At 62.8% G+C, this 13751-nt stretch carries 14 protein-coding genes and 1 pseudogene; 7 read left to right on the plus strand and 8 right to left on the minus strand.

What is annotated here, in order from left to right; translation table 11 throughout:
• Nucleotides 1-151: 151 nt before the first annotated feature.
• From KBZ15_RS07495 to KBZ15_RS07515, 5 genes are all read right to left on the minus strand, one after another.
• Nucleotides 152-1567: a cell wall metabolism sensor histidine kinase WalK gene (locus KBZ15_RS07495; protein ID WP_255014591.1), complete on the minus strand. Its 1416-nt coding sequence runs from the start codon at nt 1565-1567 to the stop codon at nt 152-154.
• The gene (gene rppA / locus KBZ15_RS07500; RefSeq protein ID WP_255014603.1) at nt 1564-2268 is read right to left on the minus strand and encodes a two-component system response regulator RppA; all 705 of its coding nucleotides are present in this window, start codon (nt 2266-2268) and stop codon (nt 1564-1566) included. Before rppA ends, KBZ15_RS07495 begins: the two co-directional genes overlap by 4 nt.
• 117 nt (nt 2269-2385) lie before the next feature.
• Nucleotides 2386-3954, minus strand: coding sequence for an IS5 family transposase (locus KBZ15_RS07505; protein WP_255014592.1), 1569 nt, complete (start codon nt 3952-3954; stop codon nt 2386-2388).
• Between the two features lie 965 nt (nt 3955-4919).
• On the minus strand, nt 4920-5210 hold the full coding sequence (locus KBZ15_RS07510; protein ID WP_255014593.1) for a hypothetical protein: 291 nt from the start codon (nt 5208-5210) through the stop codon (nt 4920-4922).
• A 10-nt stretch (nt 5211-5220) separates the two neighbouring features.
• Nucleotides 5221-5475 carry a hypothetical protein gene (locus tag KBZ15_RS07515; RefSeq protein WP_255014594.1) on the minus strand — a complete coding sequence of 85 codons (255 nt, stop codon included), beginning with the start codon at nt 5473-5475 and terminating at the stop codon, nt 5221-5223.
• Nucleotides 5476-6052: 577 nt separating this feature from the next.
• Here KBZ15_RS07515 and KBZ15_RS07520 point away from each other — a divergent pair.
• Nucleotides 6053-6220, plus strand: a complete 168-nt coding sequence (locus KBZ15_RS07520) for a hypothetical protein (protein WP_255014595.1) — start codon at nt 6053-6055, stop codon at nt 6218-6220.
• Between the two features lie 214 nt (nt 6221-6434).
• Here the strand turns inward: KBZ15_RS07520 and KBZ15_RS07525 are convergent, their stop codons facing one another.
• Nucleotides 6435-7055: a YqhA family protein gene (locus KBZ15_RS07525; RefSeq protein WP_255014596.1), complete on the minus strand. Its 621-nt coding sequence runs from the start codon at nt 7053-7055 to the stop codon at nt 6435-6437.
• Between the two features lie 233 nt (nt 7056-7288).
• Between KBZ15_RS07525 and KBZ15_RS07530 the strand changes: the two genes are divergently transcribed.
• On the plus strand, nt 7289-7690 hold the full coding sequence (locus KBZ15_RS07530) for a hypothetical protein (protein WP_255014597.1): 402 nt from the start codon (nt 7289-7291) through the stop codon (nt 7688-7690).
• Here KBZ15_RS07530 and coaE read toward each other — a convergent pair whose 3' ends face one another.
• Nucleotides 7691-8314: a dephospho-CoA kinase gene (gene coaE, locus KBZ15_RS07535; RefSeq protein ID WP_255014598.1), complete on the minus strand. Its 624-nt coding sequence runs from the start codon at nt 8312-8314 to the stop codon at nt 7691-7693.
• Nucleotides 8315-8375: 61 nt separating this feature from the next.
• Here coaE and KBZ15_RS07540 point away from each other — a divergent pair, with 61 nt between their 5' ends.
• Genes KBZ15_RS07540 through KBZ15_RS07560 form a run of 5 tightly spaced genes read left to right on the plus strand, consistent with a single transcriptional unit; the run spans nt 8376 to nt 13139 of the window.
• Complete coding sequence (locus KBZ15_RS07540; RefSeq protein WP_255014599.1) at nt 8376-9317, plus strand: HAD family phosphatase; 942 nt, start codon at nt 8376-8378, stop codon at nt 9315-9317.
• Nucleotides 9318-9360: 43 nt separating this feature from the next.
• Nucleotides 9361-10605 (plus strand): bifunctional glutamate N-acetyltransferase/amino-acid acetyltransferase ArgJ, encoded by a 1245-nt coding sequence (argJ, locus tag KBZ15_RS07545; protein ID WP_396123417.1) that lies wholly within the window; start codon nt 9361-9363, stop codon nt 10603-10605.
• Between the two features lie 25 nt (nt 10606-10630).
• Complete coding sequence (locus KBZ15_RS07550; RefSeq protein ID WP_255014601.1) at nt 10631-11155, plus strand: hypothetical protein; 525 nt, start codon at nt 10631-10633, stop codon at nt 11153-11155.
• Nucleotides 11152-11475 (plus strand): hypothetical protein, encoded by a 324-nt coding sequence (locus KBZ15_RS07555; protein ID WP_255014602.1) that lies wholly within the window; start codon nt 11152-11154, stop codon nt 11473-11475. Before KBZ15_RS07550 ends, KBZ15_RS07555 begins: the two co-directional genes overlap by 4 nt.
• Nucleotides 11476-11510: 35 nt before the next feature.
• Nucleotides 11511-13139, plus strand: coding sequence for an AarF/ABC1/UbiB kinase family protein (locus tag KBZ15_RS07560; RefSeq protein ID WP_255014604.1), 1629 nt, complete (start codon nt 11511-11513; stop codon nt 13137-13139).
• An 18-nt stretch (nt 13140-13157) separates the two neighbouring features.
• Here KBZ15_RS07560 and eno read toward each other — a convergent pair.
• Nucleotides 13158-13751 (minus strand): annotated as a pseudogene (eno, locus tag KBZ15_RS07565) (phosphopyruvate hydratase); the annotation flags it as partial.

The raw sequence follows: 13751 nt of genomic DNA on the forward strand, positions 1-13751 counted from the left end.
TGATGCAGCACAAGAAACACAGGACCGCTGGCGAGACCGAGCCTCCACGGAGGCTGGCAGTGGTGATGGACGGGGCGCAGAGCTCCATTTGGGTTGATGAGGCTGAAGTGTCTGCATCAAGCCACTTGGTCAGCCGAGAGGCCGTACCAGATCAGGGCAAACGCCTGACAGCAGATAGCCACAAGGAAAATGTCGAAGCGTGTCCCGGTGTCGACTCCACGCGGATCACCGCCCCATGGCGACGGGCAATCGCCTGGGCGATGGCAAGCCCCAATCCAGTGCTCCCCTGATGACGGCTGCGGGAGGCATCGAGGCGATGGAAACGCTCAAAGATCCGACCCTGCTCCTCCGCTGGGATACCAGCGCCGCTGTCCTGCACGAACAAGTGGATCTCCCGGCCGCGTCGCTGCAGCCCCACCAGGACCTTGCCGCCAGGCGGGCTGTGCTGCAGGGCATTGCTTAGCAGGTTGATCAGGAGGCGGCTCAGTTCCGATTCCACCCCCAGAACGGTGGCGTCGCCCACCTCGATCGCCGCTTGCAGGGTCACCGCCGATGCGGCGGCTGCTTCGCTGAAGTCCTCCAACACATCCGCGCAGATCTCCGCGAGGTTGCAGAGTCGCCGGTGGCTGCCGTTGGTGGGCTGCTCCAGGCTGGCGAGCAGCAGCAGGTCGGCGATCAGCTGTTGCAACCGGCGGACCTGGTTAAGCATTCGATCCAGGCCCGTCGCCGAGGGGGCTTCTGCCGCAGGCCGCCCAGTGCTGAACCGCCCTGCCGGAGCTTGCCCGGGCAAGCGGTGCAGAGCATCCCGTTCGGCCTCCAGCAGAGCCAGCAGATTGGCCAATGGTGTGCGCAGCTCATGGGCGACATCGGCACTGAACTGTTCCTGCCGGCGGTAAGCCTCCAGCAGGGGAGCCATCGCCAGGCCCGCCAGCCACCAGCTGGCCAGTGCCATCCCAGCCATCGCCAGAACGAAGACCCCATGGCCCCACCACCACAACCGCTGGGCCTCGGCATCGAGGTCCACCAGGCTGCGACTGATCTGCAGGTAGCCCCAGTCCTGCTGGGTGCTGCCATGGGAGCGGTGCAGGTGGATCGTGTAGGTGAGTTGCCTGGACCCATCGCTCCCCTGGTGTTGCAGCCAACCCGTATGCGGCACACCAGAACCCAACTGAGGAGCCCCTGGCGAAGTGGCGATCAAGGCGCCCCGGGGGTTGAGGATCCGCAGCTGAAAGCGAGAAGGATCAGTGGCGCTGACCGCGTGGCGTTGCACCAGCGGATCGGGTTCCGCACACCGCTCGCCCACCACGCACAACCCTGGCAACACAAGGCTGAGGGCGGCCGTGGGCTGGGGCACCGGCGGCAAGGTGGGTTTGAGGCTGTCGTGCAGCGTGCCGGCGAGGATTTGCAGCTCCCGCTTGATCGCCGTTTCCTGCTCGTGCAGCAGCAGCCGCGCCATCACAAATCCGGATGCATAGAGGATGGCACCCATCACCAGCAAGGACAGACCTGCCAACCGCAGCCGTGCACGCCAGAGCAGGGTCGGCGCCATAGGACGGGGCGTGGTCATGCCTCTGGCGGCAGCTGGGGATGGAAGCGGTAGCCCTTGGATGGCACCGTTTCGATCGGCGAGGGCAGCCCCTGGCCCGCCAGCTTGCGCCGCAGCAGTCGCACCTGGGCGGCAACCACATTGCTCACGGGGTCCTGGTGTAAGTCCCAGAGCTGATTGCGCAGGCGTGATCCCGGGATGATCTGATCCGGGTGTTCCAGGAAATAGGCCATCAACTGCTGCTCCTTGACTGAGAGGTCCACGGACACAACACCGATGCTGGTGCTCACGAGCAGCTGGCCCTTGGCGGGATCAAGCCGGTAGCGGCCAGCTTCCAGCAGGGGCTCGCGATAGCCCGGATGGCGACGTTGCAACGCCCGGAGGCGAGCCAGCAACTCCTCTATGGCAAAGGGCTTGCTCAGATAGTCGTCGGCGCCGGCGTCGAGGCCCTCCACCCGATCGGAGGTCTGGGCGCGGGCAGTGAGGAGCAGCAGCGGCAGTGTGAGGCCTGAGCCGCGGGCGCGCCGGCAGAGCTCAGGGCCGCTCAGCCCCGGCAGCATCCAGTCGACGATCGCCAGGTCGTAACGAGCTAGCTCACCGCTGAGCAACGTCCAGCCCACTAGTCCATCGGCGCAGTGGTCCACCACATGGCCCTGGCGCTGCAACACCGCCTGGATTGCGGTGGCCAGATCCTCCTCGTCTTCCACCAGCAGGATGCGCAGCGGCATCAGGTTTCGGTCCTGGCCGGCAGATGCTAAGGAGGGACTCCTGAAAAAGGGAACCGCAACCTGGATCCGATCTCAGCCAAATAGCAGGGCGTAGGCAGCTCAAACGCACAGTTATCCAGTTGCCAGTGATTGGTGTGTTTCAAGCAGCAAAATGTTCCTGAGCCCCATCCAGAGACAACCTGGCCATTTCCAGGTACATAACCAGGCAAAAATAGTGATAAAAAAGAGGCGGAGGAGCCTCCGGATCTTCTCTGCGCACATCACCACAAAGGCCATGGAGATCGAGTTCTCTGCACCTTGGCTCAGCCGAGCCATAATCAAGTCCAGTGAATACTTCCGCTTCCCTGATCCAAAGCATCCCTCCACTTCATTTCGCCTCCGCTGGTCAGCGCTTAGCTGCTGCTTGTGAACAGCACTGATCTCTGGATTCTTTGGTGGCCTACCCAATCGCTTACCAGAGAGCCGTATATCGTTCCGAGTACAGAAGTTTCGGTTCTTGGTATTAATGTAGATGCGATCTGCGCAGATTCGCTCGGGGTAGCATCCATACTCTTGCTTGTATTTCTTGGCTTGCGGAATTAGATCTTCAGCCTCGTTGTATGGATCCCAGCTGATCCTGTGCAGGAAGGCAAAGCCGTTTCGCACAGAAACACTAATCTTGGCGCCAAACTCAACAGCAGCTCTCGCTTTACCACGAACCATGGGCCGTACTTGTCGCTGAACCAAGTTCACAATGCGATCGGGCATGCTGCGCGTCTTGGAGTACAACAGGATGCTTTGCTGGCGGTGCATCTCGCTGATCACAAGAAGCTTGTGCCACCAATGGGTCTTCAAGCCTGAAAGCATTGCCCCAGCAGTGATCAGGGCATCGATAGCATCAAGATTCCGCTGCAGGTAGTCAAGCTGGCGGCGTATAGCGGCTTGTATTTTGCGTCGCCGTGGCTTTTTCTGTTTGGCTACATTGAGAAAAGCAGCACGAGCCCTACCACGATCATATCTGGGCTTGTGTCTGCGAAGTGTTGAGAGCTGGCTGCACAGATCATCAATGATCCGCTCGGTTGACTCCCTCGCCTCGTTAAGCAACTTCAAGTCAGTCGGATAGGTGATGTCGGCTGGCGTACAAGAGGCATCGATGCTGAGTGTGCCCCAGTTCTTGTCCTCTGGCCAATCTGCAGGCTTCACGAGGTCGTCAAGTGAAATCTGTTTATCTGTACCAGCATCTGGATCATCAGATTCGTCGTTATCTGGGAGTGAGGCCACAGCCTCCATCACCATGGCTTTTCCCCGTTCGGCAATGAGTTCATTAATCCGATTGAGCTCTTGCTCTGAGAAGCGCTTACGAAAATGAACCATCATTGATGGGTCAAATGGTGTCTTGCTGGAATAGCCAGCAAAACCAAGGAAAAACTGCATGTAAGCGTTTTCTCGGATCTGCTCAACCGTCTCCTCGTCGCTCAAGCCAAGCCTCTGCTTGATGAACAATGCACCAAACGCCAGGCGTACAGGCTTTGCTGGGGCGCCAGTGGTGGGATTGAACTGAGGGGCATATGTTTCTTCCAACTCTTCCCATGGCATTAAGGAGGAGAAGATCACCCAGCGGTTGTCCGCATCCAACGTGCCACCAAAAGGCACATGAAAATCCTCGATTGAGAGCTGGCCGTTATGGAGTATTCGGTACATCTGCGGTGCTCAGCAGTTGTAGCAATCGTCGATTGCCCTGATCAAGGCCAGTTTATCGGGTTTTTATCGCTGAAACAAGCTGCGCTGCAGTCGATCTGGCTTTTTCAGGAGTCCCGACCTAGGGCCCCGGAGTGCAGCGTCTGCATCACGACTGGTCTGGCCATTGACGATTTCAGCAACAGCGTCGTCTACCGGCAGATCTTTGGGCTTGGAGAAGCACTCGGCGAAACCATGGCGACCCTCCGCCAACTCAACCGCCGCTGCGGCCCCCTCACAGGTGCCACCACCCCCAGACCAGGCCCTACTCGACTTCCAGGGCCCGGCCGACCTAGCGCCCCCGCTGGCCGCCAATAACTTAGCCGCCCAACTCCCTGCTCCTGCCGGGGCGAGCAGCTGGTGTGTATCGACAATCTCAATTCCTACTACGACCCAGCCCTCAAACGCGGCCAGATGCTCGGTGTATGCCGGCAGCCGCAACCTGCCCTTCTCTATGCGCAATGCCTCGTTCCTCCCTCTGATTTGCAACTGTGCAGGAGTCTGTACATCTGTAAAGACTCAGGGAGGCGCCCCAGCCGGAACGAACCCCGAGGCCGCCAGCCCCTGCAACCCCGCGACCATCGTCCCGCTTTGGACGAGCTCCCTTGGTATGTGCTGTACATGCACAGGCCACTGAGCGGGTGGCCGTGTTGATGACACCCACAGAAAAGGCTGCATACACCGATCGTGCGCACAATCTTGGGCTGTCTCTCGGGCAGTTTTCCGTGTGGATGGAGCGGCCTACGCCCACCGCAACACCGGCGCCGACACCCGCGCCCTCGCGGAAGCGCAAACCTGTGAAGATCACGGCCGACACCAACGTGCTGGTGCGGGCGCTGGTGCAGGACGATCCAGATCAGGCCAGTTTGCGGACTGGTCACCCAGCTGTGCGCGCCGGAGGGACTCCCCCCTGAGCCGCCAAAGGCCGCTCAATAGGCTGAGTCGTGATCAGGGTGGAGCGAGAGCAGCCGCAGCCAGGGGCCATCGCGCCAGGCCACAGCTCGGCATGTGCGGCTGATCCTTAGGGAGTAAAAGCGTTCACCTGCAGAGCCCTGGCGGCTCTGGATCAGCTCCCAGCGCAGCCCCTTGCTGCTTTGCAGCTGCTCCCAGGTCATCGCCTGAAGCAGGCGCAGGGTCTTGAGGACGGCCCAGGCGTCTGCCTTTTCCAAGGCCAGCAGATTGGCCTGAAACTCAGGGTTGTTGAGGTCGAGCTGAATCACAGCATCCCGATCACAGTATTCCCAAGTGCTGCTCCAGGGCCTCGAGATCCGCGGTGCGGGGCTGTTGGTCCATGGCGGCCATGGCCCGATCGAGACGAGCGGCGGCTTCCGGTTGGTACAGCCAGAGCTCGCTGTCGGGGATGGTCTGGGCCGTTTTGATCACCCAGACCCCGGGCTCGCGGATGTCGACCACAACGGTGCGACCAGCGAACTCCTTGCCCAACGAGATCTGGCCGCTGGCCCCAACCTGCTTGATGGTTTTCATGCTGACCTAGCTTTCATGCCTTCATGCTAGGCGGTGCTCTGGCGCGCTTCCCCCTGGGCCGCCAAGCTGCCCAGCCGGAACGAACCCCGAGGCCGCCGCACCCCAGCAACACCGGCGCCACCAGGCTCCGCACGGGCTGCAGCCCCTCCTTTTCCCACGCCTGCCTGCCGCCAGCCAGCGTACGAAATCGTTGTAGACGAAGTCGGCCGGAGGCCACATAACTACCGCTGGTATTACCGCGTCTTCCAGAGCGCCCCCGACCTAATCCGCTCGCTGCTGCCCGGCGCAGAAGTCTCAACCTCGCCGCTTGGCCTGGATCCCGCTGAGCCCGGCCATGCCACAGGTGGCGCTGGTGCACCAGGAGCCTTTTCGGCTAGTTCAACGGCTGGCCTGACCCACTTTCTTTTTTCCACGACTGACCCCACACCCCCCTCTACGAGCGATTCCGATGTGGTGGCCCACCCGGGTGAGCTCTGGCGGAAGATGAGACAAGACCCCTGGGCTTCGTTATTCAGCTTTGCTCGGTTGATGTCCCCGGGCCCGTGTTGGAATTCGGCGAGGCAAGTGAGGCCCCAGCATGGAAGAAGAGGCTTGGCTGATCCTGGCCCAAGCTGTAACTAGCGACGAGGAGTCCAGCCCGGGCGCCGCAGGGCTTGGCAGTCGCATGGCAGCCCTCTTCGCCGATGCCGGGCTTGAAGACCCGATCAGCGAGTGGCGCGGGGTGGAAGCCATCTCGGCGGCGTAGCGCAAGAGGCAGGGCCGGCCCGTGGATCTGCGCGACACCCTGATCGCCGGCATCGCCCTGCGCACGAGGCCCAACTTGCCACTCGCAACAGGCGCCACTTCAGCGACACCACCATCAGCCTGATCAATCCGTTCGCGCCGATGGCGTGACCGATAGAGCCACCCTTAGCTATCCCCTTAGCTATCCGGCCACTACGGGAATATCATTTGCAAGTCTACGACTTGTTGGCAGGCTTGTAAGTCATCAGAAAGCCGCTGAAGGCCAGGATTAGAACGCAAAGGCAGAAGTAAATCATGCTCTTAACGTCTTCCAGGGGGATCGTGATCATCGACTTAAACGCTGATACTATTAGTGCAACTACTAGTACTTTTACTAGCTTTTCCTTGAGCTGATCGAGGCTGCGAATATCGAGGAGGCCGCCGCTGTTATCTGTATCAGAGCCGGCGCGGTAGACGTCGATCTCGGAAATCAATAGCTCATAAAGGCCGTAGCCAAAGATCAGGAACGCGACGCCGATTAGGTAGAAGTCGATCCCGGATACCACGCTGGCAGGAGCTGTGTTGGCGACCTTCGCGGTATCAGGGGCAAAAAAGAAGAATTTGATTGATTTAAAAATATCCCGCGTGCCAATCGCAAAAGTCAGTAGGGTACTCGCCAGGCTCATCACCACCGGCACGATCGCAATCAGCCGAAAGCGCCAGAGCCCCAACTCCAGCATCAGTTCCAATTTCTTCTGCAGGCGGCTGCGCCTAGGTGTCGGTTCGGTTGGATGCATGATCAGCAAGTAGTGGATTGCGCTGTTGAGCAGCCGCAGGCGCTTTCCAACGTTTTGCAAGCCTGCGCCGCATCCGTAGGTAGCCAGCTAATATTGACCTAATTGGATCAATATTGGCCCCAAGCTGTGTTCAGATCCTGACCACTTCGCTCGCGGCATGGGGCGATATTCGTTGTAGTCCCGTTCTGGTTGATCGCCTAAGCGCATTTTAAGTAAGGTTACTTTTTGCATTTATGGCCAAAGTTTATGGCCAATGCAGGGTAGAATAGGAAGCGGTTTTTATGTGCAATCTTTTGGCTGAGAATCAGTTCGAGTTTGGTTCTGCCGAAAACCGGCATTTTAATTCGCTTGCCAAATACTGTGTAATTTCGGCTTTGGCGCTTGTTGTTTTCGCTATCGCCAATGCATCATTCCTTTTTAATGTGATCGCGAGTGGCAAAGTGGCGCTCATGATAAAAACTCTCGACGACGCTTTTTTGACCTTGGCTGCTTTCTTTGCCGCCTATCAGCTCCGCCAGGCTGCCGGTAACTTTCGTCAAATTGTCCAAACCCAGGGCGATGATCTAAGGCTTCTGAATCGTTCAAATAGCAGTTTGCGGCTTGTTTTTGCAAGTCTTGCGGTCATGCTCATATCGCTGGCCATCAGGTTCATTCTGGATTGCCCAGCCCTGATGAGTTGGATCAAAGCTGCCTGATCAAGGCTGTCTGATCCAGGCTCGCGCCTTCTCCACCTGCAAGGGCAGATCCGCCGGTTTGCCCCGATTGTCAATCACCACGTCAGCGAGGCCCCGCTTGCGTTCCAGGGGCCACTGGGCCTCGATGCGGGCCCGGGCTTCGCTGTCGCCCAGCCCATCGCGCTGGCCCAGCCGTTGCAGCTGCTGGCTTTCGTCGCAGTCCACCAGCCAGATCTCGCTGCAAAGCCCTTCCAGGCCCGCTTCAAACAGCAGCGGCACCATCAGCACCACTGCCGGTGCGCTGGCCAATTCCGCCAGAGCCGCTTCAAGGCCGGCCCGCACTATCGGGTGCACCAGCTGCTCCAGCCACTGGCGCTCCTTGCCATCGGCAAAAACGATTCGCCCCAGGGCGGCCCGATCGATCCCTGTCCCCGCACTGGGCCAGCCCACTGCCTTCCCGTAGCGATCCAGCACGGCTGCTGCGGCCACGCTGCCCGGGGCCAGGGCCTGGCGGGCCAGGACATCGGCATCGAGAACGGGCAGGCCCCGCTCCGCCAGCAGCCTGCCCACGCTGCTCTTGCCCGTGGCAATGCCGCCGGTGAGGCCGATGCGGCGCTGCTGGCCTGGGGCGCGTAGCTGGTTCAAGCCGGAAGTCGCCAACCCTGCCCGGCCATTCTTCAGGATGGTGTTCCCCTCAGACCCTTTGATGCCCATCACCACTGGCGATCCCCTCCCCTCCTGGAACGATGGCGCGGCTAAGCAGGCGATCCTCGCTTATATCGCCCGGATCACAAATGCAGGCTCGCCAGACTTCCTGCCGTTGCCTGAACGCATCGCTGTTTTCGACAATGACGGCACCCTCTGGCCGGAGCATCCGCTCCCCTTTCAGGCAGCATTTGCCATAGACGAACTCAGCTCGCGCATTCCCAACGAGCCGCACCTTGCGGCGGATCCAATGGTGCAGGCCGCCCTGGCTGGAGACCTTGCCAAGCTGCTGGAGGGGCCCCGCTACGAAGGCCTGTTGCAGATCCTGGCGCTCACCCATGCCGGCATGTCTGTTGATGCTTTTCGTAGGACTGTTGAGGCATGGTTGGTGTCGGCCAGGCACCCCCGCTTTGACAGGCCCTACGACGCACTTACCTATTTGCCCATGCAGGAACTCCTGCGCTATCTGCAGGCTAATAACTTCAAAAACTTCATTGTTTCTGGAGGTGGTGTTGACTTCATGCGCGTTTGGGTGGAGCGGGTTTATGGCATCCCGCCGGAGCAGGTGGTTGGCTCGACCGCCCGCACCACCTTTGAGCTGGGCGCAGCGGGCCCGGTGCTCACCAAAACCCTGGACTATTTGTTCGTCAACGACAAGGGGGGCAAGCCGGTGGGCATCCATCAGTTCATTGGCCGCCGTCCGACGCTCTGTTGCGGGAACAGTGACGGAGACCATGAGATGTTGCAGTACACCACAATCAATAACCCCCGCCCCAGTTTCGGCCTGCTCGTTCACCACACCGATCCCGAGCGCGAATATGCCTATGCCGCCAAATCGACCAGCACTGGAAAGCTCGTAGAAGCCCTCGCAGCGGCCCCCAGCCAGGGCTGGTGTGTGGTGGACATGAAGGAAGACTGGAATAGGGTTTTCGAAGTTGATTAGTCAAGCCGAATAGTTGAGCCGAATAGCTAGTTGCCGATTCGGCCTGCCGCCGCCGGTTCAGGATGGCCCCAGTGGCCCCGGCGCGTTGACCCACCCCTGGCATCCCATCCCCGGCGGCATCACCGCCCCCAGTGGTTTTAGGGCCGCCGCCGTCACGGCTGGCCTCAAGGCCTCCGGCAAGCCCGACCTCTCCTTGCTACTGGCCCCCGAGGGTGCGGTCTGCGCCGGCAGTTTCACCACCTCACTGCTGCGGGCGGCCTGCGTCGATCTCTGCGCCGAGCGACTGCGGGCCTCAGGCGGCCATGCCCGGGCCGTGTTGACCAATTCCGGTCAGGCCAACGCCTGCACCGGCGAGCGGGGTTTGGCCGACAGCCTGGGGGCCACCGCAGCCCTGGCCCTGCGCCTGGGCCTGGCGGCCGAGCAGGTGCTGATCTGCTCCACGGGCGTTATCGGGGTGCCGATCCCGATCGACACCCTCCTGGCGGGCCTCGATCCCCTGGTGGCAGCCCTCAGCCCCGAGGGTGGGGGCGCGGCGGCCCAGGCAATCCTCACCACCGACCTGGTGGACAAGCAAATTGCCCTGGAGGCCGATCTGGGCGGCCGCACCGTGCGCATCGGCGGCATGGCCAAGGGCTCGGGGATGATCCACCCGGCCATGGCGACCATGCTCGGCTACCTCAGCTGTGACGCTGGCGTGCCGGCCGAGGTGTGGAGCGCCATGGTGCGGCGGGCGGTGGACCAGTCCTTCAATGCGATCACGGTGGACGGCGACACCAGCACCAACGACACGTTCCTGGCCTTTGCAGCCGGTGAGCCCTTGAGCCCCGAGCTCTTTGATGCCCTGGAGGCCGGCCTGACGGCGGTGTCGCAACACCTGGCCAAGGCGATCGCCCGCGACGGTGAGGGTGCCACCTGCCTGCTCGAGGTGCGGGTGGAGGGTGCGGCCGATGACGCCGGCGCCCGCACCATCGCCCGCACCATCTGCGGCTCTTCGCTGGTGAAGTGCGCCGTGCACGGCCGCGACCCCAACTGGGGCCGCATCGCCGCCGCCGCCGGCCGGGCCGGCGTGCCCTTCAACCCCGCTGGCCTGGCGCTCTGGCTGGGCGGGCACCAGCTGATGGCGGCCGGCCAGCCCCTGCCCTTCGATCGCGCTGCCGCCAGCACCTATCTGCAGAGCGACACCGTAATGATCCGCCTGGTGGTCGGCAGGGGCCCGGGGGCGGGGTTGGCCTGGGGCTGTGACCTCTCAGACCAGTACATCCGCATCAACGCCGATTACACGACCTGATCCGGAGCCGCGTCAGAATGGCTGAATGGCTCAGGTTTCGTCCCGCCCCAAGTCCAGTACCCAGCCCGGTACCCAGCCCCGCTGGCAGCTGCCGTTGATTGTGGGCGTTTGCTTTGGCTTGGGCTACGGCGTGGCCAATCGCCTACTTGCCCTGCAGCTTCCTGCCTTTGTGAGGCTGGGACAGGGCTTTGAGGTGCGGCCCTTCCCCGGCCAGTCGCTGGAGAGCCTGCGCCTGCAGTTCGGCACCGAAGAGCGGGAGGTGCGCGGCAATCTTGAGCCCCTCGAGCCCGATTCCCAGCCCGGCGCCGACCAGCTCACAGATTCAGCATCCCCAGATTCCGTTGGCCCCGATCCAGCTGGCCCAGATTCCGATTCCCTAGGGCTTCGGGCCGATCCAACCCTGCCGCTCGAAACCAGGCCTGCCGATTCCCCTCGGGCTTCCTCCTCGCCCGCCCCCTCGCCTGTCTTCTCTCCTGCCGCCGCGCCGCCGCCGCCGCGCTTGCTGAGCCCCGACCTGCCAAAGTCAACCCCAGACGCCGGACAGCCATGAGCGCGCCGCAACTCCTGCTTCAGGCTGCCGTCTACCGTCTTGGCGCCCGTCTGGGCAGTGGCCTGGTGGATGGGGCCGCCAACTTGGCCCTGCTGGCCCAGGACGCCCCCGAGCGAATCCGGCAGGAACTGCAGCTGTTCTGGGATGAGGTGGAGGCAGAGGCGGCCCGGATCGAGCGGGGTGAGCCTGGCGCTGGAGCCGGTGCGGGGGCTGGCGATCAGGCCCCTTCCCCTGAAGGGGTTCCGGATCCCCAGGATCAGATTGATGACCTGCGCGCCAGGGTTGCGGCCATGGCTAGCCGCCTGGACAGCACTTCGTGATCCTGCTGCGGCCCCTGCGCATCTGGTGGCTGGCCATGGCCCTGGTGCTGGGGCTCTGGTGGGACGCTCAGGGTTGGACCTACCTGGGCGGTGTCAGCGAAGAGCGTCAGCGGCGCCGCCAGGTGCGGCGGGCCCGCTGGCTCACCGACGAATTTCTGGCCCTGGGTTCGGCCTTCATCAAGCTCGGCCAACTGCTCTCGGCCCGCCCTGACGTGTTGCCCGCCGAGCTGGTGGAGCAGCTGGCCACCCTGCAGGACCAGGTGCCCGCTTTTCCCTTTGCCGTGGTTCAGGACCTGCTCGAGCAGGAACTGGGCGGGCGCTGCGCTGAGATAATTGACCTTGAAGCTGAACCCCTCGGTTCCGCCAGCCTGGCCCAGGTGCACCGGGCCAGCCTGCGCAGTGGCCGTCAGGTGGTGCTGAAGGTGCAGCGGCCCGGCCTGGAGCGCACCTTCCGACTCGATCTGCAGGTGCTCCAGCAGGTGGCCGCCGCCGTTCAGCGCCATCCCCGCTGGGGCCAGGGCCGCGACTGGATCGGCATCGCCCAGGAGTGCCGGCGGGTGTTGCTGCGGGAGCTGGATTTCCGCCTCGAGGCCGAACATGCGGCCCGTTTCCGCCAGCAGTTTCTCAGCGATCCCGGCATCCGGGTGCCAGCGGTGATTTGGGAGCTGAGCAGCCGGCGGGTGCTGTGTCTCGACTACCTGCCCGGTATCAAGATCACCGATCGGGCGGCCCTGCTGGCGGCGGGCATCGAGCCTGCCGCGGTGGCAGAGAAAGGCGCCGCCAGCTACCTGCAGCAGTTGGTGCGTTTCGGCTTTTTTCACGCCGACCCCCATCCCGGCAACTTGGCTGTGGCGGCCGATGGGGCGCTGATTTACTACGACTTCGGCATGATGGGTCAGCTCTCGAGTCGCCTGCAGGCCCGGCTCGGCAGCATGGTGCGGGCAGCGGCCGGCCGGGATGCCGCCGGTCTGGTGGATGAGTTGCAGCAGGCGGGCCTGATTGCCCCCGGCATTGACCCTGGGCCGGTGAGGCGCCTGGTGCGTGTGATGTTGGAGGAGGCCCTCACGCCGCCCTTCTCCGCCAATGTGCTGGAGCGGCTGTCGGGCGATCTCTATGACCTTGTCTACGGCCAGCCCTTTCGCCTGCCCCCTGAGCTGATTTTCGTGATGCGGGCCCTCACCACCTTTGAGGGGGTCGGCCGCAGCCTCGATGCCAGCTTTAGCTTGGTGGCGATTGCCCGCCCCTACCTGCTTCCTCTGATGACTTCAAGCGGTTCGGGCAGCGGCGGCGGCGATCGGTTCGGCAACGAGCTGTTCAACGAAATCTCGCGCCAGGCGGCCGAGGTGGGCAGCCGCGCCCTGGGTATCCCAAAACGCCTGGACGACAGCCTGGCCCGCATTGAGCAGGGCGACCTGCAGGTGCAGATCCGGGCCGGCGAAACCGATCGCCTGTTGCGTCGCCTCGCCCTGGCCCAGCAGGTTGCCGGCCAGTCCATGCTCCTGGCTGGCCTGGCCGTGGCAGCGGCCCTGCTGGCGGCCAGCAGCCGCCCCGCCCTCACCGCCATTCCCCTGGTGGGCGCCCTGCCCGTGGCTCTGAGCTGGTTGAAATTGCAGGGCCGGCTCAAGCGCGATGGCCGGCTCGATCAGCTGCCCGGTTCTCGCTGAGCGAAGAGGTCGCTGACCTCAGGCTTTGCCGCGGGGGCCCCGGTCTTCGGCGCCGGCATACACCGCCTGGCTGCCGAGCTCATCTTCGATGCGCAGCAGCTGGTTGTACTTGGCCACCCGATCGGAGCGGCTGAGGGAGCCGGTTTTGATCTGGCCGGCGCGGGTGGCCACGGCCAGGTCGGCGATGGTGGTGTCTTCCGTTTCGCCGGAGCGGTGGCTGATCACGCTGGTGTAGCCGGCCCGGCCAGCCAGATCGATCGCCTGCAGTGTTTCGGTGAGTGAGCCGATCTGATTCACCTTGATCAGAATCGAGTTGGCCACGCCCAGGTCGATGCCCCGCTGCAGTCGGGTGGTGTTGGTCACAAACAGGTCGTCGCCCACCAGCTGAACCGTCTTGCCCAGCCGCTCGGTCAGCAGGGCCCAGCCCTCCCAGTCGTCTTCGGCGATGCCATCCTCGATTGACACGATCGGGAAGCGGCTGGCCAGCAGGGCCAGCTGGTCCACCATCTCGGCGCTGCTGTAGCTGCTGCCGCCGAAATTGTAGCGGCCGTCCTTGAAAAACTCCGTACTGGCCACATCCAGGGCCAGGGAGATCTGGTCGCCGGGGCGATA

The sequence above is a fragment of the Cyanobium sp. BA20m-p-22 genome, from assembly GCF_024346275.1.
GTDB lineage: Bacteria > Cyanobacteriota > Cyanobacteriia > PCC-6307 > Cyanobiaceae > Cyanobium_A.